Genomic DNA, 25,884 nt, shown 5'->3' on the forward strand with positions numbered 1-25,884 from the left:
GACGACAACATACGCAGTAAAACTTCGATGAGTTTCTCCGGTGTTCACCTACGATGAGGCTATTTGCACCACGCTCAAGTGCTTTCCATCGACGCCCAACAGAAGCAGTGTCACTGTTATTTCCAGAAAATCCATCTTCATAAACAACTAACTTCTACGCAACTATGGTAGCAGCTTGGCTATCCCTACGCGGTAACTTCGTAAATGAAAAAGCACGAAAGAACATTCGTTTTGAGGTCTCCGACGACGCGAGTTGCAGCGATCTTGGGATACAGTAAATTTTGCGTTGTTTCGTTTATCGATCGCTCAACGCCTCTGACCACTCTGCGGCTTAGCCGTACTCGATTGGCCAGTTCAGCTCCGCTCGGCTGACCTAATCACAAATCCAAGGGACGATTTGTCAACCGTCGCTAACGCAAAGCAGGGCAGGGCAGGCCAAAGCAGGCCAGGCCAAGGCAAGGCAGGGCAGGCCAAAGCAGGGCAGGGCAGACGAGTGGTAGCGCAAACAAACAGCTATATTGATGTCACCGAAAAGAAACTGTCGCTCGGTTAAGCGAGCGTTTCTCTCACCGTTAGCCCCGATTTCGAAAGTGAACGGAACAATGAACCCCTACGACGATAATCGCCGCGACGACCGTGGAGACATTGGAAACGCACCATCGAGAGCAACGATGAATCCCTACCAGTCATCAGTTGAAATCAATGCCCCAGTGGTTTCAGATCAAACCGTTCCCTATGAGACTGACTTGAATCCCTGGCTTTCGATTTGGACGCGTCCACGCGCGACAATCCGCTCGATCGTGGAAACCAACGTCACGGATTCAGTGCTTTTACTCTCAGCACTTTACGGGATCACTCGGACGTTGAGTCGAGCGTCATCGAAATCACTGGGCGACCAGATGGGCTTGACTAGCATCTTGTTGATCGCCTTGATCGTTGGTCCGATTGGTGGATTGATCACCATCTATTTGAGCGCGCTGATCATCGGTTTTACCGCAAGAATGCTGGGAGGGACGGCTACCACTGAGGAAATGCGGGCAGCCTTAGCTTGGGGATTTTTGCCGGCGACGGCGACATTAGTTCTATGGCCGCCCGCGATCATGATTCTGGGGCACGAAATGTTTACCTCGGCAATGAACATGAACAATCCGCTGGCGGCCGTCACCATGCTTGGTGTCGGACTGACCATGATCGTTTTAGCGATATGGTCAATGTTTACGAGTTGCAAGACGATTGGCGAAGTGAATCGATTTTCTGCTTGGCGTGCACTCGGAGCATGCTTCTTAGCATTCTTCATCGTGCTAATACCAATATTGATTCTCGTCGCCGGTGTGGTTGCCATCGCGTAGTTTCAGCGATTCCTTAGCGGACAACCAGTAGCATCCGAGAATTGCCGCGTCGAACGACCAAACGCAATGGTTGTTGCTGCCTAGCCGCTTCGTCAACAAGCAACGATAACTGGTCCGCCGAACCGACCTGGATGCCTCCTGCAGATTCGATCACATCGCCGACCTGTAAATCGCCTCGCGCTGCGACGCTGCCATCTTCAATACTGGTGACAATCAATCCGCTCGTCAGCCCTTCGTAGCCGTATTGGCGAGCACTTTCGGGTGTAACCGGAGTCAATTCAGCCCCCAGGACGGTACCACTGCCGAACATCGCCATCGCGGCATTGGTTCGCTCTTCCAAATTCACCGAGACCTGAATTTGCGTTCCATTGCGAGTCACCTCCATCAACACCACCGATCCCGGCGGTCGACTTGCGATGTAATTCCGCAATTGGGTTCCCGATCGAATCGGTTTCCCATCGAGCATTGTCACCACGTCGCCCGGTTGCAGTCCCGAGGTCGCGGCCGGTTGGTTTTCGAGCACCGCTCCGATCAACGCCCCGTGTTGAACCGACAAATCGTATTTTTTGACATTCTCTGGCGTCACATCGACCACCTGGGCACCAAGGAAACCGCGGCGGACCGTGCCGGTTTCGATGATCGATTCGAAAACCGGCTTGGCCAACGAAACAGGAATGGCAAACCCGATCCCTGCACTTGCGCCAGTACGAGAGAGAATCGCCGTATTGATGCCGACTAACTCGCCGCGCAAATTAACCAGCGGACCACCTGAATTGCCTGGGTTGATCGCTGCATCGGTTTGCAGGAAGTCTTCAAAGCCATTTCCATCATCGACGATTCCCTGGACCCGGTTCTTGCCACTGATGATTCCTGCGGTGACGGTTTGGTCCAAACCAAAAGGACTTCCGATCGCTAGGACCCAATCGCCTACACGGATTTCGTCTGAATTGCCGAACATCACCGGCTGCAGTCCTTGCAGGTCCACCTTAACAACGGCCAAGTCGGTTTGCGGGTCGGTGCCAACCACTTTCGCTTCGACGATCGAATCATCGCTCATTTGGACCGTTAGAGTGTCCGCATCTTTAACGACATGATTATTTGTCAAAATGTAGCCATCACCGCGAACAATGACACCGCTCCCCATTCCTTCGGCTTCGCGTTTCTGTGGACGCGGGTTTCCAAAATCAAAGAAATCATCGAAGCCAGGTGGCAATTGCCGACGCAGCCCCGGAGGCAATTGTCGCTGCCCACCACCAATGACTTGGGTTTGCTTTGTGCTGATGCTGACCACACTTGGCCGCAGAGCTTCGGCAACGTTATGGAACGCAGCCGACAAATCTTGCGCAGCCGACAAACTTTGCCCTTGGATTTGGCGTTGGATTTGCTCCTGCGCCATTGTGTCGCGGTTGAAGGATCGAGGTAACGTCAACATTACCCCCGTGACGAGCAAACCGACAATCCCGGCACTTAGAACCACGCTGATCTTCTTCCAATAATTATCCACGGTTGGAACTCCTGTCGAACTTGTCAATTCTTCGAACGTTGTTTCATCTCATTAGAATGATATCGATCTGCCGATACGACAGAATATCACTTTGACCGCCTGCAGGGCAAACCTCGGGCCAAAATCCAGCCATTCAATGACAATTCCCGAACATTAGGGTCCATAATCTGTTAGGCTAGATTCGTTCCTATATTGAATGCAAGGAGTAAGAAATTCGATGCGTGACACTTTGACAGTGATTCTAGCTGGCGGACGCGGCTCGCGTCTTGAATCACTGACGCGAGATCGAGCCAAACCGGCCGTGCCGTTTGGTGGCCTGTACCGCATCGTCGACTTTGTCTTGAGCAATTGCCTCAACAGTGATATGCGGCGATTATTGCTTCTGACCCAGTACAAAGCCCAGTCGCTCGATCGCCATATCAACATGGCTTGGCGAAATTACTTCTGTCGTGAACTGGGCGAATTTATCGATGTGATGCCGCCTCAGCAGAGGATTGATGACAATTGGTACCAGGGAACGGCCGATGCGGTCTACCAAAATATCTATGCAATCGAGAGTGCGGAGCCCCGGGACATCATGGTCTTGGCGGGCGATCACATCTACAAGATGAACTACAAACCGATGGTTGATTTCCATCGCAGAATGGACGCTGATATTACGATCGGGGCGCTTCGAGTCACACGCGACGACGCGACACAGTTCGGTGTTTTGCAGACCGATATTGACCATCGGTTGACGGGCTTTCAAGAGAAACCGGCCAACCCCATTCCAACGCCTGACGATCCAGATATCTGTATGGCCTCGATGGGAATTTATGTTTTTAACGCCCGATTCCTGTACGAACAACTCTGCGACGACGCAACCAAAACAAACAGTTCTCACGATTTCGGAAAGGACATCATTCCGGCCGCGATCAAAGACTACCGCGTGTTTGCCTTTCCATTTCTCGACGAAAACCGGAAACGGGACGCGTATTGGCGTGATGTCGGCACGATCGACGCCTACTACGAAGCCAATATGGACCTGATCACCGTTGATCCCCAATTGAACCTTTATGACAAGGTTTGGCCGATTCGGTCCTACCAACCGATGCTTCCGCCACCCAAATTCGTGTTCGGCAGTGACGGTCCCTCGTCGCGGCGTGGCGAGGCTCTCGATTCGATTGTCTGTCAAGGAGCAATTATCAGCGGCGGAAGCGTGGCGCGCAGCGTGATTGGGCCAAATGTTCGGATCAACAGCTACGCCCAAGTCGAGGACAGCATCCTGTTCGATGGAGTCCACGTGGGCCGCCGGTGTCGACTCCGTCGCGTGATTATCGATAAAGGAGTCCATATCCCCGCGGAGACGGAAATCGGTTATGATCCGATCGCGGATGCCGCTCGCGGCTTCACCGTCACTGACAGCGGTCTCGTGGTGATCGCTCGTGGTGAGCAAATTGAACCGTCACGCGGGCGGTCAGAAAGGGTCAGCCCCCTTTCCGGATAAGTCTTTTATGCGATCGAGCGAACTATGTTGCAGGGAAACGCGATGATGATGGCGGCTGGATCCGCAGTCGCCTTGGTACTTATTGCGATCGGCATTGCGATCGGCATTCGTATCGCCCGCAATCGAAACAAAGCAAGTCAATCTTCGATGAGCCAAGAGGAGCGTGAACGCATCCTCCAAATGCTCCACGAACTTGGTGCGTGGACGAGTGAATATTCGGGAAACGTTTCACAGTACCAAACTCGCTTGGGTGAATTGAATGACGCCGTACGCGTTGACCCAAGTGTCAACAAGACTGCACCCAAAGTCGTCTCGTTGCTTCAGCAAATTATGGAGTCCAACGAGGCGCTTCAAACACGGCTTGATGCCGCCGAGCGGCAACTCGATAAGCAAACCAAGCAGATCGAGAGCTATCTGACCGAAGCTCGTACCGACGGACTCACCGGTCTGTACAATCGCCGCGCCTTCGACCAGCGACTCGAAGAACTGTTTGGCGGTTTTCGCAAAGGGGGACGATCCTTCGTCTTTGTCCTTGTTGACATCGATCATTTCAAAAACTTCAACGACACCCACGGTCACCAAGTCGGCGACCAAGTGCTCCAACAAGTCGCCAAGACGCTTCGGCTCGAATTGCAGGGCGCGATCATGGTCGCCAGGTTTGGTGGGGAAGAGTTCGCCGTGTTGATGAATGGGCCACTGAGAATCGCTGCGGAAAAGATGAACGAAGTCCGAAAATCATTGGCCGCCCAAGAGATCGAGATAGGAAAGAAACACTTGTCGGTCACAATAAGTATCGGGCTAAGCGAACCGCGCGACGACCTCGTTGTTAGCCCCGTGGTGCGTCGCGCCGACGAAGCGTTATACGCCGCAAAAAATATTGGACGCAACCGAGTGTATTACCACGATGGCAAAGGAACGTCACTCGTTGGTGCACCCGAAGTGGCAAGGGGCTAGTTGGGTTTCAACCTTTTGGCTGCCACGAACGATCCATACCGAATATCCCTACACGCAATAAATCGTTAACTCAAACGATAAATACCCTCCGAGATGATAGCCAATGAGTATTGAGAATCCCCCCTCGATCAGCGACGAACTCTACGAGAATGAATCCACCCTTTTCGGACACCCGACAGGGCTCTACGCGTTGTTCTTCGCCGAGATGTGGGAACGTTTTTCGTACTATGGCATGCGTGCGTTGCTTGTCCTGTACATGATCAAGGGCTTCTTGAAGTACGGCGACGAACAAGCCTATACCGTTTATGGAGCATACACGGCTCTGGTTTACATGACGCCATTCTTCGGTGGATTGTTGGCCGACCGCGTCCTTGGTCAACGGCGTGCGGTGATCCTTGGCGGATTGCTAATGGCGGGTGGACACCTGCTGATGATGATCGAAGGGCAATGGCCGTTCTTTTTCGCATTGTCCCTGCTGATCGTCGGCAATGGATTTTTCAAACCCAACATTTCGACCATTGTTGGGTCGCTTTACCCGCAATATAGCGGCAAACGCGACGGCGGTTTTACGATTTTCTATATGGGCATCAACCTCGGTGCCGCGATGAGTCCGCTGCTGTGTGGCTATGTGGGGGAAACCTATGGATGGCATTACGGCTTTGGACTTGCGACGATCGGCATGCTGATCGGCTTGGCGGTATTCGTGATGCCCACGGTGGTTTCCCAAATTTTGATTGGACTCGGTGCGTTGGCTGGCGGTTTGGGGATGCTCATCTTTCGTCCCGACAACCCGTGGACGACTGCGATCAATATCTTCGTCGCCGTTTCGCTGGTGGCCGCGGGAATCATCGCCTGCGTCGCTCTATCGCGTGGTGGCTTAGCGGCGGATAAGGGGACACGCCCCGACGGGGCCGACCATCGCCATGATTGGAAAGTCTACCTTGGAACGCTCATTGCAATCCCCGTTTTGACACTGTTGGTCAGCGGTTTCTCTCCGTTAACCGAAGATGGAAAGTCACTGCAATTGATCTCCAATGAGACGATCAACAGCTTTACCGGCGATGCCCAAGAAGGTGCTTCCGGCATATCGGAAGCGGCGCGAAGCATCGCAGTCGTTTTCATGAAAGAAGTCAGCAAACCCGCCGGCCTCGTATTGACTGTGATCGGTATTCTCGCGTTTGGCTACCTGATCCAACAAACCTTTAGACTTGATCATGTTCCGCGACAAAGGATGGTTGTTGCGTTAGTGTTGATTTTCTTTCAAATGCTCTTCTTTGCGTTCTTTGAACAAGCGGGAAGTAGCGTGAACCTATTCACGGATCGAAACGTCGATCGAGTAGTCGAAACCGATGTCGTCACACCCGAGATGGTGGGGCAAACGATTCAGATTCAACCCACCCAAGAACAAGTCGGTTATCAGTGGAATTCCGGCGAAGTCTTTTCCTTATCGGATCTCGATCGTTTGCGAGAGGAAAATGAGAAAAGTGGATTCGAAATTGATTGGCCCGTGACCGAGAATAATATTGGGATGGGAATCGCAACCCGCAACGGCGAGCTTCCCGCAAGTTTGTTTCAGTCCGTCAATCCAAGTTTGATCCTGATCTTGGGGCTCGTCTTTTCCGCGCTTTGGACCAAACTGCGAACCTTCAACGCGGACCCTCCGGCGCCTGTCAAATTCGCGCTTGGGTTGGCGCTGCTTGGACTCGGTTTCGGAGCGTTTTGGTACGGTGCGGTATCAGCCAATGGCCGCGGGATGGTGTTCGTTGGATGGCTGTTACTGGGCTACCTATTCCAAACGATGGGGGAATTATGTCTGAGCCCCGTCGGGTTATCAACGATGACAAAACTGAGCCCGCGTCACTTGGTCAGTACCGTCATGGGGGGATGGTTCTTAGCCACTGCGTTTAGCCAGTACCTCGCGGCGATTATTTCACAATTGACCGGTGTTAGCGAAGGCGGTGACGCTGGTTCGGTGATCCCGCCGCCAACGGAAACCGTCAGCGTCTACGGTGGGGTTTTCGGAACCATTGCGATCACAGCTATACTATCCGGTGCGGTTTGTTTGCTGCTGGCACCTTGGTTGACGCATTGGATGCATGAATCCGAATCGGCCGCGGACTAGAAAGAAGGTCTCTGTCGCGGCCCCGATCGCGAAGAAGCATTTCCTCATGAATGACAACGACGAATCTCGCTTGATCGGTATGCTCCGTCGCGTCATCCGCGACTGTGGCAAACTGTACAACCACTGCGGAAAGTGGATGGTTCGTCGCTATCCAAATCTAATTGAAGGAGACGCTAACAAGTTCGTCGAGTTGATGGACGATTTACATCGCGGATTGTTGGTAAAAGTCTATGTCACCATCGTTCGCGCGGATGATAAATGGACCGCTCCTGAAAAGCGGGTAGCGGCGGCGATGATCGAGCACCTCTGGAACCAACAACTGCACGGTGCCCAACTTCGCGAAGCCGCCGTCGGCCTTTTCCAGCAAGCAGACCAACTCAGCTGGGAATCGCTCGTCGCACCGTTCGTCCGCTATGCTCCGCTTGCCGACAGCAAAGTGCAAGTAGAAACGATCGTGATGCGGTTGGCCAATTTGGTCGCCAAGTGCGATGGCCAAACCATGCCCGAAGAAAGCGTGGCGCTGCACACATTGCAACGAGCCATCGACATGGCGCTCCATCCTGCGGACCCCAAGTCGGTCCTCCAACCCTTAGGAAACGTATCTTCCGAAGGGCCTTCAGCGGTCGCGTACCAACAACATCAGCAGCAAGCGGTTGACCCCGAGACGATCGCACCGGACCCAGAAAACCAGGCCGATCGCGAACGACGGTTACAGGCTGCCATGGCTGAACTCGATTCATTAATCGGATTGCAAACGGTCAAAGATCGCGTACGAAGCTATGCGAATTTCCTGAAACTGCAACAACAACGTCGTGGTGCGGGCTTATCGACCATGCCGATCAGTTTGCACATGACGTTTGTCGGCAATCCAGGCACTGGAAAAACAACCGTCGCTCGCATCGTTGGCCAAATTTTAGGGGCGCTCGGCACACTTCCAAGCGGCCACGTGATTGAAACCGATCGTAGCGGACTGGTCGCCGAGTACGCAGGACAAACCGCGCCGAAAACGAATAAGCTTTGCGATTCAGCAAAAGGGGGTGTGCTGTTTATCGACGAAGCCTACAGCCTTGTCGACGCTTCAGGCGACGATGCCTACGGACGCGAAGCAGTTCAAACGCTGCTGAAGCGGATGGAAGATGATCGTGAGTCGATGGCAGTGATTTTGGCCGGATACAGTGACGAGATGGACAAGATGATCCGCAGCAATCCGGGCTTGTCTTCGCGGATTAACACACGGATCAATTTCGAAGACTACGCGCCGATCGATTTGTGCCGAATTTTTGAAACCTTGTGCCGGCAAAACCAATACCAATTACCCAGTGACGCGCGACATCGATTACTGGTTGGGTTTAGCCACCTTTATGAAAACCGCGACCGCCATTTTGGAAACGGTCGCATGGTCCGAAATGCTTTTGAAGACACGGTGCGACGACTAGCCGATCGAATCGCCGAGATTGCTCAATTGAGCGAGTCGCTGTTGACCGTTTTGCTAGCTGATGATATCAGCGTTCCGCGTGTGCCGACGAAGAAGCTCGATGATTTGATTGCGCAGCCCCATACGCTGCGAATCGAATGTGAAGGCTGCAATCGAAAGGTCCGCATTCAACCCGATTCGCTCGGCATCAAAGTCCGCTGCAAAAAATGCGACCACGTCCAACTAGCGGACTGGGCCGAGCCGGAATGGGCGTAGTCGTGGATCAAACACAGCTTGGTTACGAAACGGACGCTAACACGTTCGCCTTGTTTCAAGCATTGTGAATGGTGCCAGTCTCCCGGTAGCCCAGCCGGTCATGGTGGCTTCGAGTTCTCGCACCAGCCCCGATATATCGGTAAAGGGACTGTTGTGAAAACCATGACGGATTTGCGTTCTCAATTCACGTAAGCCCGATAAATTCTGAAGCAACTCGGCGGCGATTTCGACGTACTCGTGCTCATCTCCGGCGACCAATTCTTGCATCCCCATTCGTATCATCATCGCCGAGGTCGCACGGTGGGCATCGAAGTTGTCGCAACACGATACGATCGGCGTACCGACCGATAAACATTCCAGTGATGTCATCGTTTCCCTGATAGGGAAACGCATCAAGAGCCAAGTCGACCGACATCATCGTCCGTAAATGTTCTTCGAGTGATTCGCCTCGAGTGCGAAATTCCAATCGATGCGGCAACACACCGTGCGATGCAAATTCGCATCGGTAGCGATCCTGCAACGATCTTACCGCGAAGTGGTCCCCGTACTTCAGGATCATCCGTACTTCAGGATCATCCGTGCTTCGGGAACTCGTCGCATGATTTCCGCATAGGCTCGCAGAGCGGAAGGAGATATCTTGGCGACGTTGTTGAAAACACCCAACAACGGACCGCCGCGCGATTCGACCGAGACATTCTTGACTTCGTCATAAGGTCGCCAAGCTAATTGAGCATGGTCGAGCCAAACAAGCTGCTCGCCATACAGGGATTGGGTCATTCCCGGTGGATCGGCAAAGCGATCGGTAAAGTGATAATCGATCGTCGGTAATGCGGTTGAGTTGGGATAGCCCAAGAAAGAAACCTGGATCGGTGCCACGCGCCGCGACAACACTCGCAAGCGATTGCCGCCACCAGTGTAGCCGCCTAGCTCCACCATGATGTCAAGCTCGTGACTGCGGATCGTCTCGACTACCGCATCGTCATTCATCGCATGAATCGAAACGAAGCGATCAACGGTTTGTCGGGTCAACGGTTTGTCGGGTCAATTGTGTGGTCGCGTCTTCATGATCGCCATCGTGGTAGACGGAAAGGTGAAAGCAGTCGCGATCATGGGCCTCGAGGATCGGTAGCATCAACTTGCCAACCGGATGCATATAAAAATCGGCTGCCAAATAACCAACACGAATTTTTTCTTTGTCAGTTCGCTTGCGTCGGTTGATCGTGTCAGCCCGCTCGGCAAACCTTAGAGCCAGGCGAAAATGTTCCTTTGATATTTCAGCGGCGGTGTAGCGATCGGAATAGTTCATATAGAGCAGAAAGTTGGCTGCCGCCGCACTATCACCTCGGTCCAGTTCCAGTAGCCGGGTGCAGGCAGGCTAATCGGGCGTTCAAGTTGGATTCGAGATTGGTGGCGCAGATTTGGGGGTTGGTCGCGATAATCGCGAGGAGTTGAATAAAGCCCGTGGTCTAGGAGGGACTCAAGTCATGTCAGAAGCGGTTGAGAAACGTCGTGCTAGGTTTTCACCTGAAGCTCTTCGGTTGATGCAGGAGTTGGGGCGTGTCATTAGCGCCGAGACCTACGGCGAGGGCGGACCTCCGATCGAACGACTTGGAACGAGATCGAGGAGCTAGGCCACGAAATCGGCAAGCTCACCGCCACCGAATTTGACCAGACAGTCCAGCGCCAACAAGCGGAAACATTCGATGCCGCCAGGGCCTGCCTGAAATACGGCAAGCAGTGCAGCGCGAGCGTGAAACACCGCGACCTGACCGCCCGCGACGGGACGACCGATCTTTCCGAACCCGAGTTTTGGTGCGCCTCCTGCGAGCGTTCTTTTTTCCCTCAGCGGATTAACTTGCGGTTCGACGGCAGCAGCTTCTCGCCTGCAGTCTCCGAGCGGATCGTGGCCATGGGAGGCACCTGCGGATCGTTTCCAATCGCCGCACGAATGATCGAGTTGCTCACCGATTTGAAGGTGGCTTGGCGAACGGTCAACGACAAGACCATTTCGATCGGTAGCGAGTTGGCGGCGACGCGCGAGGCGGCCACTGATGCACATCTGGCGCGCCCGCTGACGGCCCAGGCAAAGATCGTTGAGTCGGTCGTTTCGCTCGCCGTGGCGCAGGTTGACGGAGGCCGAACAAATCGCACGCGGGATGGCGGCAGCAGACAGCGATAAAAATGACCCGCGCCGCAAGCTCGCCAAGACGATCGGCTATTTGCAAAAGAATGTTTCACGGATGGACTATCCTCGCTATCGGACGAGTGGATTACCGACGACCAGTTGCCTGATCGAGTCCTCGGTCAAGGAGATCAACCACCGGGTCAAAGGGAGCGAGACGTAATGGAATGATGGTGCGTCGGGCGAAGCGATCTTGCACCTCAAAGCCGCCCTCATCAGCGACGGCGACCCGTTATCGAGGCACTTCGCGGCTCGTCCCGGAAGTATGAACACTCGGCGATCTACGAAAGACAGGCTATACGAACTGGTCGGATCAGCCGATTCGTCTGCTCGCACCAACGCACCACTCGTTCAAAAATTCGGCCAGGAAAGTTACAGGAACTGCCGCGAATTGACAAGTCGCATTGCGTCAAGATTTTGATGCCAACACGATGATGTTGAAAACGAACCGGCGTCTCGGTTGCCTTCAATATTGCAAATGCATTTTTTTCTGCCTGTTTTGGACCTGCTTTTCGCGTGATAAAAGTGTGCGATTTCTAAGTGCAACGCGAGAATGACATAAAATTGACTACACAACGCACACATCCCATATATTTTTTGATTTTGCCTCTATTATGGGGCAAGTAATTGTTGACACGGTAGCCTCACGATATAGATTGACGGGCTCAGGGCGAGAGTTCGCCCAAATTACGCAGCCGTTAAAGCTTCTCGATTTTCTTCTGTTGCCTCACAGGCTGTGAGACGTATTTTGGAGGGTATCCCTAGATGAAAGCAACATTGCTTAAGAGCGTGCTTAGCATTTGTGCGACATTAGTGTTCGCAGTAAGTGTTCAAGCCCAGTGTGGTTCGTGCGGAGGTTGCGTAAGCAACTCCGGTTGTGTCTCTAGCGACGGTGGCGTCGTGATGGGCAGTGGTTCGGGCGCTATCGTTGATGGCGCTTCGATGGGTGCAGGGGCTTGTGGCCCGGCTGTGTCTTATCAAACGCAGACCGTCATGCGGTCGCAAATGGTCACCGAGACTCAGATGGTCCCAACGACCACCTACCAACGTCAAACGCAGACCCGTATGCGTACGGTCAGCAAGCAAGTCGCACGAGTTGAATCTCGTTCGCAAGAGTACACGGTTAATGTTCCGCAAACTCAAACGCGTACCGAGTCGTACACGGTTCAAGTTGCGGTTCCTTACACCGAAGAGCAACCCTACACGGTTCAAGTTCCCGTTACAACGCAAGTTGAACAGAGCTACCAAGTATCGGTTCCTTACACTGAGCAAGTGTCGCAGAGCTACACCGTTACGGTTCCTTATACCGAAAACGTTGAGCAGTCTTACACGGTTCAGGTTCCCGTAACCGAAACCAAGACTCAGAACTACATGGTCAATGTTCCTTACACTGAGCAAGTAGAGCAGAGCTACACGGTCAGCGTTCCTGTCCAAAAGACTCGTGAAGAATCGTACACAGTATCGGTTCCTTACACCGAAGAAGTTGCACAGAACTACACCGTAAGTGTTCCTGTTACTTCGACTCGCACTGAGAGCTACCAAGTATCGGTTCCTTACACCGAAACGGTTACTCAGAACTACAACGTCAATGTTCCTTACACGGAAACAATGACCCAGAACTACACCGTCAACGTTCCTTACACCGAAGCGGTTGAGCAACCTTACACGGTATCAGTTCCTGTTACTGAGCAAGTTGCTCAAAACTACACTGTCAACGTTCCTTACACCGAACAAGTCGCTCAAAGCTACCAAGTTCGCGTTCCTGTGCAGCAGACCCATACTGCATACCGAACCGTTTCCACTTGCGTGCCTGTTACAACGATGAAGTCGGTTACCAAGGACATGGGCAGCTACCAATGTCAAGCGGTTGCCGTTAGCGGACGAAGCTCGGCTGGTCGCAGTCGTGGCGGCATCCTCGGCGGATGTGGCCTTCTTGGCAAGCGTGGTGGCGGCTGTGGCGGTTGCGGTTCATGCAAGAGCTGCTCGTCCTGCTGCGGTTGTGGCGATGCTTGCGGTGGATGTAGCACTGGATGTGGTGCGGGTGCTGGATACGGTGCTGGAGCTTCGGCTGCCTGCGGTCCAACCATCGCTTACCGTCGCGTCTATGTTCCAAACCCTGTAACGGTTCAAGTTCCTGCGACGTCATACCAACGTCAAACGAGCCGGGTTCCTTATACCTACACGACGACCAGCTACACCTGCCAAACGCAAACTCGCATGGTACCTGTTACCAAGATGCGAAGCGAAACTCGCACTCGTATGGTCAACGTGACCAAGTACACGACCGAGCAACGCATGCGTACGGTTCAGGTTCAAAAGTGCCGTCAAGAAACTCGTACTCGTGAGTACCAAGTTACGAAGTGCCGCACCGAAACTCGCTCCCGCGAAGTTCCTGTCACTCGCACTCGTTTGGAAACTCGCACCCGCGAAGTTCCTGTGACCACGATGACCACGGAAACCCGTACTCGTATGGTTCCTGTGACCAAGACTCGTATGGAAACCCGTACTCGTTCGGTTCCTTACACCGAAATGAGCACTGAAACTCGTACCCGTATGGTTACGGTTCAAAAGTGCCGTCAAGAAGAACGTACTCGTGAATACCAAGTCACCAGCTACAACACGGAAACAAAGACCCGTAGCGTTCCTGTGACTCGCACGCGTACTGAAAATCGTACTCGTATGGTTCCTGTCACCAAGACTCGTATGGAAACCCGCACCCGCATGGTTCCCCAAACGACAATGACGACCGAAACCCGCACGCGTACGGTCAACAAGACTCGTATGGAATCGCAAGAGCGAAGCCGCGAAGTCAGCTACACCGTTAATGTTCCGGAAACTCGTACTCGTAATTACAACGTTACGGTTTACGACACGGTTCAAGAAGAAGTGCCTGAAACTTACAGCGTTTGCGTTCCTGTTCAGTCGATGAAGGCTGTCCAAGTTCGAAAATGCGTTCAAGTTCCATCCACGATCCAAGTCCCTGTCTACAGCTCGCCAGCATCAGTAATCTCTTCTGGTGGTAGCGTGATGGGTGGCGAAGTCATCAGTGGTGGCTACAGCGAAGGTGCTGTTATCCAGTCGGCTCCAATCATGGAGTCGGCTCCGATGGCAACCGGTGCTGGTTGCACAAGCTGCGGAAACTAGTTTCAGATCACGAACGCCTCGGCGTTCCTAAGTAACCCTTCAAGCGTCGCGTAGGCGTGAGAAATAGGAGCGGCCCCGGAAAGCCTTGTGCTTTCCGGGGCTTTTTTCGTTTAGGTTTGCCTTCCTAGGCATAGACGCAATTCACAACACGAAACCGCCGCCCGTTGCGTTTTGGGACACTGCCGGTTATTGACATTGCCCCTTAGAATCGCGAACCTTTCCCACTTCACAGTCTGTTTACGAACTATTGCATAGGTTGACCATGTCCAACGCGACCGCCGATCTCATCTACACTCGCACCGACGAAGCACCCGCGCTTGCGACCTATTCATGGCTGCCAATCGTTCAGGCGTACGCCAGCGCCGCCGGAGTCCGCATCGGAACCAAAGACATCTCGCTTGCCGCGCGAATTTTGGCTGCCTTCCCAAAAGCTGCTCCGAATCAAGAAATCAGCGATGCATTGGCGGAACTCGGCGAGATGGTCAAAGAGGCATCTGCAAACATCATCAAACTACCCAACATTAGCGCGTCGATCCCACAACTAACCGAAGCGATCTCGGAGCTACAATCGCACGGTTACTCCGTTCCCGATTTTCCCGCCGCCCCGACAACCGATGCCGAAAAGTCCACGCGGGCGAAGTATGCAACCGTGCTAGGAAGCGCGGTCAATCCAGTGCTTCGCGAAGGAAACTCCGACCGCCGAGTAGCCGCACCGGTAAAAAAATACGCGCAGGCTAACCCACATTCGATGGGGAAATGGTCGTCTGACTCTCCTTCCCATGTCGCCCACATGACCGACAGCGATTTCTACGGAACGGAGAAATCCGCTGTCATCGCAAATGCCGGCGAATTGCAGATCACTCTTGTTGACAACAACGGCAGCGAAACCATTTTGCGGGGATCCTTGAAAGTCGACGCAGGCGAAGTCGTGGACGCCTCGGTGATGAACGTCCGAAAGCTACGTGAGTTTTATTCCAAAGCCATCGACGATGCTCGCGATAGTGGCGTCCTGCTATCGTTGCATCTCAAGGCAACGATGATGAAGGTTTCCGATCCAATTCTATTCGGACATGCCGTCGAGGTTTACTATGCCGATGTCTTTGCAAAGCATGCCGACACGCTGGCCGAACTTGGCGTCGACTCCAAAAACGGCATGGGTGGCCTCGAAGCCAAATTGGTAAACTTGCCGACGAACATGCAAGCAGAAATCAAAGCCGACATCGCGGCGGTTTACGAGAAAGGCCCGTCGCTTGCCATGGTCGATTCGGATCGCGGCATCACCAACCTTCACGTCCCGAGCGATGTGATTATCGATGCATCCATGCCCGCAGCGATCCGGTCATCCGGCATGATGTGGGGGACGGACGGCAAATTGCATCCAACCAAGGCAATCATTCCCGACCGTTGTTACGCAGGCGTCTATCAACAAACGATCGATTTCTGCAAAAGGAACGGTGCCTTTGATGTCACCAAGATGGGAACCGTTAGCAACGTTGGTTTAATGGCCAAAAAAGCCGAGGAGTACGGTTCACATGACAAGACGTTCGAAATCCCGGCATCAGGAGTCGTTCGCGTTGCGGATGTAAACGGCAAAACCATTTTCGAACACAGCGTCGAAAAGGGCGACATTTGGCGAATGTGCCAAACCAAAGACGTTGCGATACGAGATTGGGTGAAACTTGCAGTTGATCGTTCGCGAATCTCCGGTACGCCCGCGATCTTCTGGCTCGATAAAAATCGCGCCCACGACTCCAACCTGATTGCTAAAGTTGAAACCTACCTGAAAGATCACGACACTTCTGGGTTGGACATTCGAATTCTTGATCCCATCACGGCGACCGAGACGACTTGCCAGCGGGCCTCGGAAGGCCTCGATACCATTTCCGTCACCGGCAACGTGTTGCGAGACTACTTGACGGATTTATTTCCAATTCTGGAACTAGGCACCAGTGCAAAGATGCTCTCGATCGTGCCCTTACTCGCAGGCGGCGGGCTATACGAAACCGGCGCTGGCGGCTCGGCACCGAAGCATGTCCAACAATTCGTTAGCGAGGGCCACTTGCGATGGGACTCGCTTGGTGAGTTCTTGGCACTGGCGGTATCACTCGAGGATTTGGGCCGCAAGAAAGGCAATCCCAAAGTACAAGTCTTGGCCAACGCATTGGACGCCGCGACCGCACATTTTTTGGAAAACAACAAATCACCGTCGCGGAAAGTGGGTGAACTGGATACGCGAGGCAGTCATTTTTACTTGGCGATGTATTGGGCCCGAAACTTGGCAGATCAAACCGCCGACAGAGAGCTTGCCGCTACATTCAAACCCATTGCCGAAGCGATGGAGCAAAACGAGTCGTCGATCGTCGATGAACTAGCGTCAGCCCAAGGTAGCCCTGTTGATCTCGGCGGATACTATTTCCCGGACAAACAGAAAGCTTCCGAGGCAATGCGTCCGAGCGAAACGCTCAACAGCATTTTGGCAAAGCTGTCATAAAGCTGGAGTGGTGAAGGCAGTGTTCATGATCACCGTTTGACCCTCAGGGCAGATCAGAAAATCACGGATAGACAGCTCGAATTTCCGTCATGATCCGATCATGGGATTTCGCGATGGGGTCGTTCCATTTCGAAGAACCGGGCAGGCGAGAAAAAAATAATTTCCAACGGGATCTTGCCGATTGGTCTATGGGAAAATGAACATCATCCATGTGCCTTTAGGGCGTTGCGGGACCATTACCGAAATAATTGCCGGATGACTCTTTCATCCGTCCTTCCCTCTTGTAAACTTCGAAAGTCTCAGATCGGCGGACTGGGCAACATTGTGAGCGATTCTCTTCTTTTCTCGTTCGTTGTTCCCGATGCAAAACGAAATACCATCGCAAAGCCAATTCCAGTCGATCCCCCGGCAGTCGATCGTCGCACCCAAGTTGGAGTCCTACCAGACCGACGGATTCTTCGACGAACTTGTTGACGAACACACGATGGCCCGCCCCGATGCCGAGATGCTGGTGCAATTAATCAACCGCATTCCGGCAGGGGAATTGCTTCGGCGTCAACGTTCGATCGAACGGTCACTTTACCAAATGGGAATCACATTTACGGTCTACAGTGACAACTCCGGCACGGAAAAGATCATGCCGTTTGATGTGATCCCTCGGATTGTTTCGGCGATGCTTTGGCATCACATCGAAGCGGGATTGCGACAACGTATCCGAGCGCTGAATCGCTTTTTGTCCGATATCTATGGTGACCAAGCGATCGTCAATGACGGGATCATTCCTAAAGAGTTGATTGATTCCTGTCCCGCTTTTTTGCCACAGTGTGTCGGCTTGAAACCGCCACGGGATGTTTGGTGTCACATCACTGGCACGGATTTAGTCCGCGACAACACAGGGGCGGTCTATGTGCTCGAGGACAACCTGCGATGTCCCTCGGGCGTTTCATACGTACTGCAAAACCGCCACGTCATGAAACGAAATTTTCCGCAAGTATTTGGCGCTTCTCGAGTTCGTCCAGTAAACGATTATCCATCGAGGCTGTACGGTATGCTTCGTTCGATGGTGCCGTGGGAAATTGACAATCCTACGGTCGCTGTTTTGACACCGGGCGTGTTCAACAGCGCCTACTACGAGCACTCGTTTCTTGCTCAGCAGATGGGTGTCGAGTTGGTCGAAGGACGAGACTTAGTCGTCCAAGATGACTTCGTGTACATGCGAACGACCGATGGGTTACAGCAAGTTGATGTGATCTATCGGCGTGTAGATGACACGTTTTTGGACCCTGAAGTCTTTCGCAAAGATTCAGCACTCGGCGTCGCCGGTTTGATGCGAGCCTATCGTGCTGGCAATGTGGCGCTCGCAAACGCACCGGGTACCGGGGTAGCCGATGACAAAGTGATCTATGCATTTGTTCCGCAGATGATCGATTACTATCTCGGTGAACAACCCATTCTTGCCAACGTGCCGACTTATGTTTGTCAACAGGAAGAAGACCGCAATTACGTGCTTGATCATTTGGACGAATTGGTCGTCAAAGCCGCTGGCGAGTCGGGCGGCTACGGCATACTAATTGGGCCCCATGCAACGGACGATGAGAGGGCCGAGTTTGCCGCAAAGATTCGCGAAAACCCACGGAACTACATTGCACAACCAACATTGCAACTTTCTCGCGTTCCGACGTTGGCTAACGATACGATCGAAGGAAGGCATGTCGATCTACGTCCTTATATTTTGTATAGCGGTCCGGACGACGTATGGGTGATGCCAGGCGGATTGACTCGTGTCGCACTTAAGAAAGGTTCGCTAGTGGTTAACTCATCGCAAGGCGGCGGCAGCAAAGACACTTGGGTCGTTGCCGAAGCAGGTCAGCCCGTCGCAAGCTCCAACTCCTAACGAACGCCACAAAGGCTTTCAGAGCGAAGCAAATAGGAACTTTCCGCGAGTTCCACTCATGACCCGAATCCCCATTTTCACGCTTTCACCGACTATGCTTTCTCGCGTCGCCGAATCAATTTATTGGATGAGCCGCCAAGTAGAGCGAGCCGAGAATCACGCTCGATTCTTGGAAGTTACGCTAAACTTGATCCTCGACCAACCCGAAGATGTAGTTGACCCTTGGGAACCCCTTGTCCAGGTTACTGGCGATACCGCTTGGTTTTTAGAAAAGTACGGTCCCCCGAATGCTCAAAACGTAGTCAAATTCTTGGCGTTCGATCTGGAATACCACAGTTCGATGCTAACGTGTTTACGAGCAGCAAGAGAAAACGCAAAGTCCGTTCGCGAATCGCTGTCGTCTGAGTCATACGAACAATTGAATGAGTTCTATCACTTTGTTCAACATGCAACGAGTGAGCAATTGACCGATCCTACGGCAGCGTTTTTCGACAGTGTTCGACGGCACGCTTTGATGTGGTCGGGAACGCTCGACAACACCATGGCGCATAACAAGGCGTGGCACTTTGCCAATGTTGGACGGTTGCTTGAGCGAGCAGACAAAACGTCCCGCATCCTTGATGTCAAGTATTTCAATTTGCTGCCGCGTATCGAAGATGTTGGTACGGCAGTGGATGACTTGCAATGGTCAACGCTGCTGCTGGCGATTAGCGGATTTGAGGCCTACCGTCGTGATCACCATTTGGTGGACCTCGAAAAGGTTGTCGAATTCTTTTTGTTTCATCGCACGTTTCCTCGTTCGATTCTGTCCTGTGTTGCCGGAGCGGATTGGTCTTTGTACGAGATCAGCGAATCGTCTCATGAAACGGTTCCACGAGAGGCCCGACAAAAAATCGCTGCGTTGAAGCACCGCCTCTCTCGCACCAACGTCAAAGAGGTACTTGCGGGTGGCATGCACCAATTCATTGATTTGCTTCAAGGCGAGCTAAATGAGATTGGCAATCTTCTAAATCACGACTACTTCAACCAACCAAGTTCTACATGACCATTCGCGTTTCGCTTCATCACAAAACATCGTATCGCTACCCGCGACCGATCACCTTAGGCCCTCAGTTGGTGCGATTGCGGCCGGCTTACCACGGGCGGACAAAAATCGATGCGTACAACTTGAAGGTGGAACCCGAGGACCACTTTGTCAATTGGCAACAAGACCCGTTCGGTAACCCGATTGCAAGGTTTGTGTTCAACAAAATGGCGACGGAATTCACGGTGACCGTCGATTTGACGGCCGACATGACCGTGATCGATCCATTTGATTTCTTCGTGGAATCGTACGCCGAAAAATGGCCGTTCCGTTACCAAGACGATGTCAAGCTGCAATTGGCCCCATATCTCATTTGCAGCAAACCAACAGGAAAATTTGCTGAGTGGGTCGATTCACTTCCTACCAAATCCGATAGTATCAATGACTTTTTGGTCAACGTGAATCAGTTGGCTCAAAAACGAATCAAGTACTTGCTGAGGATGGAACCTGGTGTCCAAACCCCCGAGGAAACCTTGACACTCGGCAGCGGATCATGCCGTGATTCGGCTTGGCTACTTGTCCAAACCTTTCGCCAAATTGGGATCGCAGCACGCTTTGTTTCTGGATACTTGATCCAATTGACTGCCGATGAAAAGCCGATCGAAGGCCCCGAAGGACCGGCCGAGGATTTTTGTGACTTACATGCTTGGACCGAAGTCTTTTTGCCCGGTGCTGGCTGGGTAGGGCTCGACCCAACAAGCGGGCTTTTTGCAGGCGAAGGCCACATTCCACTCGCGTGCACACCGTCGTTCGATGGTGCTGCGCCGATCAGCGGAGGACATGAACCGTGCGATGTCGAGTTCGACCACGAGATGAAGGTCGTGCGCATTCACGAAGACCCGCGAGTCACCAAGCCATACTCCGATGGCCAATGGGACGATATCATGCGAGCGGGTGAGAAGATTGACGAGCGATTGATTGCCGGGGATGTCCGCTTGACCACGGGTGGCGAACCCACGTTTGTTTCGATCGACAACATGGACGATCCACAGTGGAATACCGATGCGGTCGGCGAAGAAAAGCGTGTCCTTAGCAACGTACTATTGCTGCGACTTCGCGACAAATTTGCGCCGGGTGGCTTGCTGCATTACGGCTTAGGCAAATGGTATCCCGGTGAATCATTACCCCGTTGGGCATTGACATGTCTATGGCGCCGTGACGGCGAACCGATCTGGAATGATCCGAAGTTCATGGCTGACGAAGGTACCGACTATGGGTACACCCACGAAGATGCAGATCGGTTTGTCCGCCATTTGGCAAGTGAATTGAACATCAATGCCAAGATGACGTTCCCAGTCTTCGAAGACGTTTTCCATTACTTATGGCGCGAGAACCGCTTGCCGGTCGACGTCGATCCAACTGACCCAAAGTTGGACGACCCAAACGAGCGGTCAATGATGATGCGGACCTTTACAAACGGACTAAGCAAACCGATTGGGTTTGTCTTACCGATTCGCCGAGCATGGTGGCAGACACGTCCGGGTTGGATGAGCGGACGTTGGCCCGTAAGGAGCGAAAAGATCTATTTGATCCCAGGCGATTCACCGATCGGACTTCGCTTGCCAATCTCGACGCTGCCTAATAGCACCAACGTAACGAGTCCGTTTTACACTTCGCCGGCAGACCCATTTGCACCGCGTCCTCCACTACCGCCACTGCCCAAAGGAAATGAAGCGGCTGTTCAATCAGGCCAATGGGACAGCCAAAGTTCACTTGAATTGCCTGTCAATGAACAAGTACTCGACGAAGAAATCCCCGATGAGTCGCCGACCAGTGAAGACATCGTCAACACGGCTCTATGCGTCGAGTGCCGCTATGGTCGCTTGCACATTTTCATGCCACCGACACAGCGGCTTGAGGATTACTTAGACCTCGTCAATGCTGTGGAATTGACTTGCAAGACGCTGAATATTTCCGTGATTCTAGAAGGTTATCTGCCACCGCCCGATGACCGCATTGAAAATTTCAAAGTTACCCCTGACCCTGGTGTGATTGAAGTCAACACGCATCCAACCTCATCATGGGAAGAACTCGCGGACCAGATCGAATCGCTTTACGCGGAGGCTAAGCTGAGTCGACTCGGTGCAGAAAAGTTCGACATTGATGGGCGGCATACGGGAACCGGCGGTGGCAGTCACATCGTGCTCGGGGGAGCAAAGCCTGCTGACAGCCCGTTCATTCGGCGACCGGATCTATTGGCTAGCATGATCCGATTCTGGAACAACCATCCCGCGCTTTCGTATTTATTTAGTGGTCGATTTATTGGCCCGACCAGCCAAGCGCCCAGAATGGATGAAGCTCGTGTGGATGCCATCTACGAGATGGAAATCGCACTCGCCCAACTCGATACGCTGGAAAATCATCGCCCACCGTGGTTAGTCGATCGTTTGTTTCGTGACTTGTTGGTTGATTTGACTGGTAACACTCACCGGACTGAAATTTGTATCGACAAACTGTATTCGCCTGATTCTTCGACAGGACGATTAGGGCTAGTGGAACTTCGTGGTTTCGAAATGCCACCAAATCCGCGGATGAATTTGGCGCAGCAATTGTTGATCCGAGCGGCGATTGCGACCTTCTGGGAGTCGCCTTGCAAGGACCCACTGATTCGCTGGCAAACGAGCCTCTACGATCGATTCATGTTGCCACATTTCGTTTGGCAAGATTTATGCGACTTGATCGATCAACTGAATCGAAGCGGAGCTGGTTTGGATTCACAGTGGTACGCACCGCAATTTGAATTCCGGTTTCCAAAAATTGGAGAGATCAACTACCAGGACATTAGATTGCAACTGCGAAGCGGCATTGAACCTTGGTATGTAATGGGTGAAGAACCTGGGGCGGATGGAACAGCGAGGTACGTTGATTCGTCACTCGAACGGATGGAGGTACTAATCGATGGGATGGACGCGACACGGTACGCGGTCACATGCAACGGCATTCGAGTGCCGCTGCATTCAACAGGTGTACAAGGCCAATACGTTGCAGGAATCAAGTATCGAGCGTGGCAACCACCACGATGCCTGCATCCTACAATCGGAATCCATACGCCGCTCGAATTCGATTTGGTCGACATGCGGAATCGCCGTTCGATTGGCGGATGCCGGTATCATGCAGTTCACCCGGCGGGACGAAGCCACGAGATCTTTCCTATCAACGCTGCGGAAGCGGAATCTCGACGTACGGTTCAATTTGAAGCAATGACAATGACTGGTGGAACGATCGATGTTCCGTCAATGCCTAAGTTAATCGGACGATGTGAGTATCCGATAACGTTGGATTTGAGACGTTTTCAATAGCTCTTACGAGATTATTTAAAACACAACCATTATGAAAATAGTACTATTATCTCGCCTTTGAAACTAAGTTAGAATCCGCGTATTGCACAAATAAGTTTCTTTTTCATAGGCACCTGGTCTTGTCCTCACCGGTCACCGCATCGTGTTCTCTGAGTCATTATGTGCCAGCGTCGACTCGCTATGATGAATGCAAGTCGGCGGATGGACAAATCCGTCCGCATTGGCAACCGATTGCGAATTATTTTCAATCTCTCGGTCCCGATGGCTTTCGCGAGCGATCGGCGACGATCGATCAATTGATTTACGAAAACGGAACGACTTTCAACGTCGACAGCGACGAAGGACGTTTGGTGCGACCATGGCGTTTGTCGTCCATTCCTTTGGTCATCGATTCAACTTCTTGGTCAAAACTCGAATCCGGTTTGACTCAGCGAACCGTGCTGCTTGAAACCGTCCTCGATGATTTGCTCGGCCCACAACGTTTGATAAAAGAGAAGGTGATTCCGCCGGAAGTCCTTTGGGCAAACCCGTTTTTTCAGCGTGCCTATCACAAATTGCCAAGCGTAGGCGGCAAGCGACTTCATATTACAGCAACAGATCTGGCGAGAGCGACCGACGGAACATGGTGGGTTACGAGTGACCGAACTCGGGCACCGAGCGGGCTTGGCTATTTGCTTGAAAATCGAATCGTGACGTCTCGCGTATTTCCACAGTTGGTTCGTCAATGCAACACGCGTCGATTAGCATCGTTTTTTGATTCACTCCGTCGCCATCTTCGTTCGCTTGCCTCTCGGATGCGAGACAACCCGCGTGTCTCGCTATTGACGCCGGGGCGTGACAGTTATCGAGATTTTGAAGATGCATACCTTGCTCGCTATCTCGGCTTGACACTTGTTGAAGGCACCGACTTGGCGGTTCGCGGTGGTCAATTGAACCTTAAAACGCTAGGCGGCTTGTTGCCGATCGAGGTTTTATGGCGTCATGTCTCAGATCGAAAATGCGATCCACTTGAACTGGAACCTAATTCGAACAAGGGCGTGACGGGCCTATTGCGAACGATTCGCGAAGAAAACGTGGCGGTGGTCAATTCGATCGGCAGCGTAATGGCTCAGACGCCCGCACTGTTACCGTTCTTGCCGGCTGCAAGCCAATTCCTTTTTCAAGAACCGCTGCAACTGCCGAGCATTGCCACCTATTGGTGCGGGGGAAAAAAGGAATGTGATTTTGTGCTGCAAAATCTTAACAGCCTGATCATTCGACCAGCATTTGCAGTGACTGGCGCGGCCCCCGTTGCTCCGTCGGGACTATCCGAATCAGCCAAACAAGAACTGATTGGGGCAATCAAAGCGAAGCCACATGAGTACGTCGCACAGCAAAAACTCAATCACAGCACGACGCCGGTTTGGTCCGAAGGAAAACTCGAACCCTGGCATGTTGCACTCCGTAGCTTCCAATTGCAAACCAAAAAAGGGGTAGAAGTACTCCCCGGTGCACTTGCGCGGTTAAGTCCGGCCGAACAGCATTTGGAAGAGTCAACGGTGAGTGGCTTGTTGACAATGGATTGTTGGATCTCCAGTAGTCAGCCCGTCGACACGGAAACCACGCTGTTGCCATCTTTCGACGCAGAAATCTCGCTAAAACGCAGCGGTAATGAGTTACCGAGCCGTGTCGCAGAGAATTTGTTTTGGCTTGGCCGCTATGCTGAGCGTGCTGAAGCGATCACGCGACTTCTAAGAACCACCCTCGTTCGCATTTCTGGCGAAAACCAACTGAATGAGTTGCCTGAGATTCCACGACTTTTGGCGGCGCTTGCAGCAATTGGACAGATTGAGCCTGACTATGCGGTCGCCGGTTTGGATGGGAGTTTGCCGAGTGTCGAGAACATGCTTCCAGATTCGGTCAACGACCCCAATCAACCACGAGGTTTACAAGCAACGATCCGCTCGATTGTGATGAACGCCCGAGCCGTTCGTGACCGTATTTCGATCGATGCTTATCGGATCATTCAACGCATCGGATCGGATACGATGGATGTGCCAGCGCATACCGATGACAACATGGGCCGACTGATTGAAAAATTGAACCAACTGATCACAGACTTGTTAGCGTTTGCTGGGATTGCAAACGAGAGCACGACGCGAACGCATGGTTGGCGATTTTTGCAACTCGGACGACGAATCGAGCGGGCGGATCAAACGTCGGAATTACTCGATGCCACGTTGGTTCAACCGATCGAAAACGAAGCAACATTGAGCGAAGCGGTGCTTGACGCTGTCGATAGTCTAATGACATACCGCTCGCGATATTTGAATTTGGTACGCCCTGCACCCGCGATGGATCTGTTGGTGACCGATGAAACCAATCCGCGGTCGTTGCGATTCCAATTGCAGGAGATCGTTGAGTTGATCATGCAATTGCCTACCGATGCTAAATTGATTGGTTTGGGAGCGGACGAAAAACTGGCGAGTGAGCTATTGCATTGCTTGCGGATGGCCGATCCCTCTGTACTGAGTGAGATTGATCGCTCAGGGAAACGATCAAATTTGCAACGGTTGCTTCGACAATTGATCGAAGGGTTACCAAGTCTGTCCGATGCAATCGCAGCCCGTTATTTGATCCACACTGGTACGGCGCAAGCGTTGACCGGCGTTATCCCCATCGACGTGAACTAGGTTTCTTACAATC

The 25,884-nt window shown here is 52.6% G+C and carries 17 protein-coding genes; 13 read left to right on the top strand and 4 right to left on the bottom strand.

The annotated features are described in order from the left end of the window. Nucleotides 1-602 precede the first annotated feature (602 nt). Nucleotides 603-1,349, top strand: a complete 747-nt coding sequence (locus tag CA13_RS17120) for a YIP1 family protein (protein WP_419194483.1) — start codon at nucleotides 603-605, stop codon at nucleotides 1,347-1,349. A 13-nt stretch (nucleotides 1,350-1,362) separates the two neighbouring features. Here CA13_RS17120 and CA13_RS17125 read toward each other — a convergent pair whose 3' ends face one another. Further along, a complete protein-coding gene (locus CA13_RS17125) occupies nucleotides 1,363-2,853 on the bottom strand; it encodes a Do family serine endopeptidase (RefSeq protein WP_419194484.1) in 1,491 nt (496 codons plus the stop codon). A 217-nt stretch (nucleotides 2,854-3,070) separates the two neighbouring features. Here CA13_RS17125 and glgC point away from each other — a divergent pair, with 217 nt between their 5' ends. The 4 genes from glgC to CA13_RS17145 all read left to right on the top strand — a co-directional run bounded on the left by glgC (nucleotide 3,071) and on the right by CA13_RS17145 (nucleotide 9,105). After that, nucleotides 3,071-4,339, top strand: a complete 1,269-nt coding sequence (gene glgC / locus CA13_RS17130) for a glucose-1-phosphate adenylyltransferase (protein ID WP_146398630.1) — start codon at nucleotides 3,071-3,073, stop codon at nucleotides 4,337-4,339. Nucleotides 4,340-4,363: 24 nt separating this feature from the next. After that, a complete protein-coding gene (locus CA13_RS17135; RefSeq protein ID WP_146398632.1) occupies nucleotides 4,364-5,293 on the top strand; it encodes a GGDEF domain-containing protein in 930 nt (309 codons plus the stop codon). A 103-nt stretch (nucleotides 5,294-5,396) separates the two neighbouring features. Further along, on the top strand, nucleotides 5,397-7,415 hold the full coding sequence (locus tag CA13_RS17140) for a peptide MFS transporter (protein ID WP_146398634.1): 2,019 nt from the start codon (nucleotides 5,397-5,399) through the stop codon (nucleotides 7,413-7,415). A gap of 46 nt (nucleotides 7,416-7,461) precedes the next feature. Further along, complete coding sequence (locus CA13_RS17145; RefSeq protein WP_419194485.1) at nucleotides 7,462-9,105, top strand: AAA family ATPase; 1,644 nt, start codon at nucleotides 7,462-7,464, stop codon at nucleotides 9,103-9,105. 36 nt (nucleotides 9,106-9,141) lie between these two features. Here CA13_RS17145 and CA13_RS17150 read toward each other — a convergent pair whose 3' ends face one another. The 3 genes from CA13_RS17150 to CA13_RS17160 form a co-directional block, all read right to left on the bottom strand. After that, entirely contained in the window at nucleotides 9,142-9,474 is a 333-nt protein-coding gene (locus CA13_RS17150) for an O-linked N-acetylglucosamine transferase family protein (protein ID WP_419194486.1), read from the bottom strand. A 186-nt stretch (nucleotides 9,475-9,660) separates the two neighbouring features. Beyond that, on the bottom strand, nucleotides 9,661-10,134 hold the full coding sequence (locus tag CA13_RS17155) for an O-linked N-acetylglucosamine transferase family protein (protein WP_146398639.1): 474 nt from the start codon (nucleotides 10,132-10,134) through the stop codon (nucleotides 9,661-9,663). Continuing rightward, complete coding sequence (locus CA13_RS17160) at nucleotides 10,115-10,411, bottom strand: O-linked N-acetylglucosamine transferase family protein (protein WP_146398641.1); 297 nt, start codon at nucleotides 10,409-10,411, stop codon at nucleotides 10,115-10,117. Before CA13_RS17160 ends, CA13_RS17155 begins: the two co-directional genes overlap by 20 nt. A 444-nt stretch (nucleotides 10,412-10,855) precedes the next feature. On the opposite strand from CA13_RS17160, the gene CA13_RS17165 reads away from it, so the two are divergent. From CA13_RS17165 to CA13_RS17200, 8 genes are all read left to right on the top strand, one after another. Then, the gene (locus CA13_RS17165; protein WP_146398643.1) at nucleotides 10,856-11,284 is read left to right on the top strand and encodes a hypothetical protein; all 429 of its coding nucleotides are present in this window, start codon (nucleotides 10,856-10,858) and stop codon (nucleotides 11,282-11,284) included. After that, a complete protein-coding gene (locus CA13_RS17170; protein ID WP_146398645.1) occupies nucleotides 11,262-11,450 on the top strand; it encodes a hypothetical protein in 189 nt (62 codons plus the stop codon). Before CA13_RS17165 ends, CA13_RS17170 begins: the two co-directional genes overlap by 23 nt. A gap of 602 nt (nucleotides 11,451-12,052) precedes the next feature. Then, the gene (locus tag CA13_RS17175; RefSeq protein ID WP_146398647.1) at nucleotides 12,053-14,431 is read left to right on the top strand and encodes a hypothetical protein; all 2,379 of its coding nucleotides are present in this window, start codon (nucleotides 12,053-12,055) and stop codon (nucleotides 14,429-14,431) included. A gap of 262 nt (nucleotides 14,432-14,693) precedes the next feature. Further along, a complete protein-coding gene (locus CA13_RS17180; RefSeq protein ID WP_146398648.1) occupies nucleotides 14,694-16,922 on the top strand; it encodes an NADP-dependent isocitrate dehydrogenase in 2,229 nt (742 codons plus the stop codon). 361 nt (nucleotides 16,923-17,283) lie between these two features. Further along, entirely contained in the window at nucleotides 17,284-18,816 is a 1,533-nt protein-coding gene (locus CA13_RS17185; RefSeq protein WP_146398650.1) for a circularly permuted type 2 ATP-grasp protein, read from the top strand. A gap of 58 nt (nucleotides 18,817-18,874) precedes the next feature. After that, nucleotides 18,875-19,861: an alpha-E domain-containing protein gene (locus CA13_RS17190; RefSeq protein ID WP_419194487.1), complete on the top strand. Its 987-nt coding sequence runs from the start codon at nucleotides 18,875-18,877 to the stop codon at nucleotides 19,859-19,861. Beyond that, nucleotides 19,858-23,199, top strand: coding sequence for a transglutaminase family protein (locus tag CA13_RS17195; protein WP_146398652.1), 3,342 nt, complete (start codon nucleotides 19,858-19,860; stop codon nucleotides 23,197-23,199). Before CA13_RS17190 ends, CA13_RS17195 begins: the two co-directional genes overlap by 4 nt. Before the next feature lie 161 nt (nucleotides 23,200-23,360). After that, on the top strand, nucleotides 23,361-25,871 hold the full coding sequence (locus CA13_RS17200) for a circularly permuted type 2 ATP-grasp protein (protein ID WP_419194488.1): 2,511 nt from the start codon (nucleotides 23,361-23,363) through the stop codon (nucleotides 25,869-25,871). Nucleotides 25,872-25,884: the final 13 nt, after the last annotated feature.

This window comes from Novipirellula herctigrandis, from assembly GCA_007859835.1.
GTDB classification, from domain to species: Bacteria; Planctomycetota; Planctomycetia; order Pirellulales; family Pirellulaceae; genus Novipirellula_A; species Novipirellula_A herctigrandis.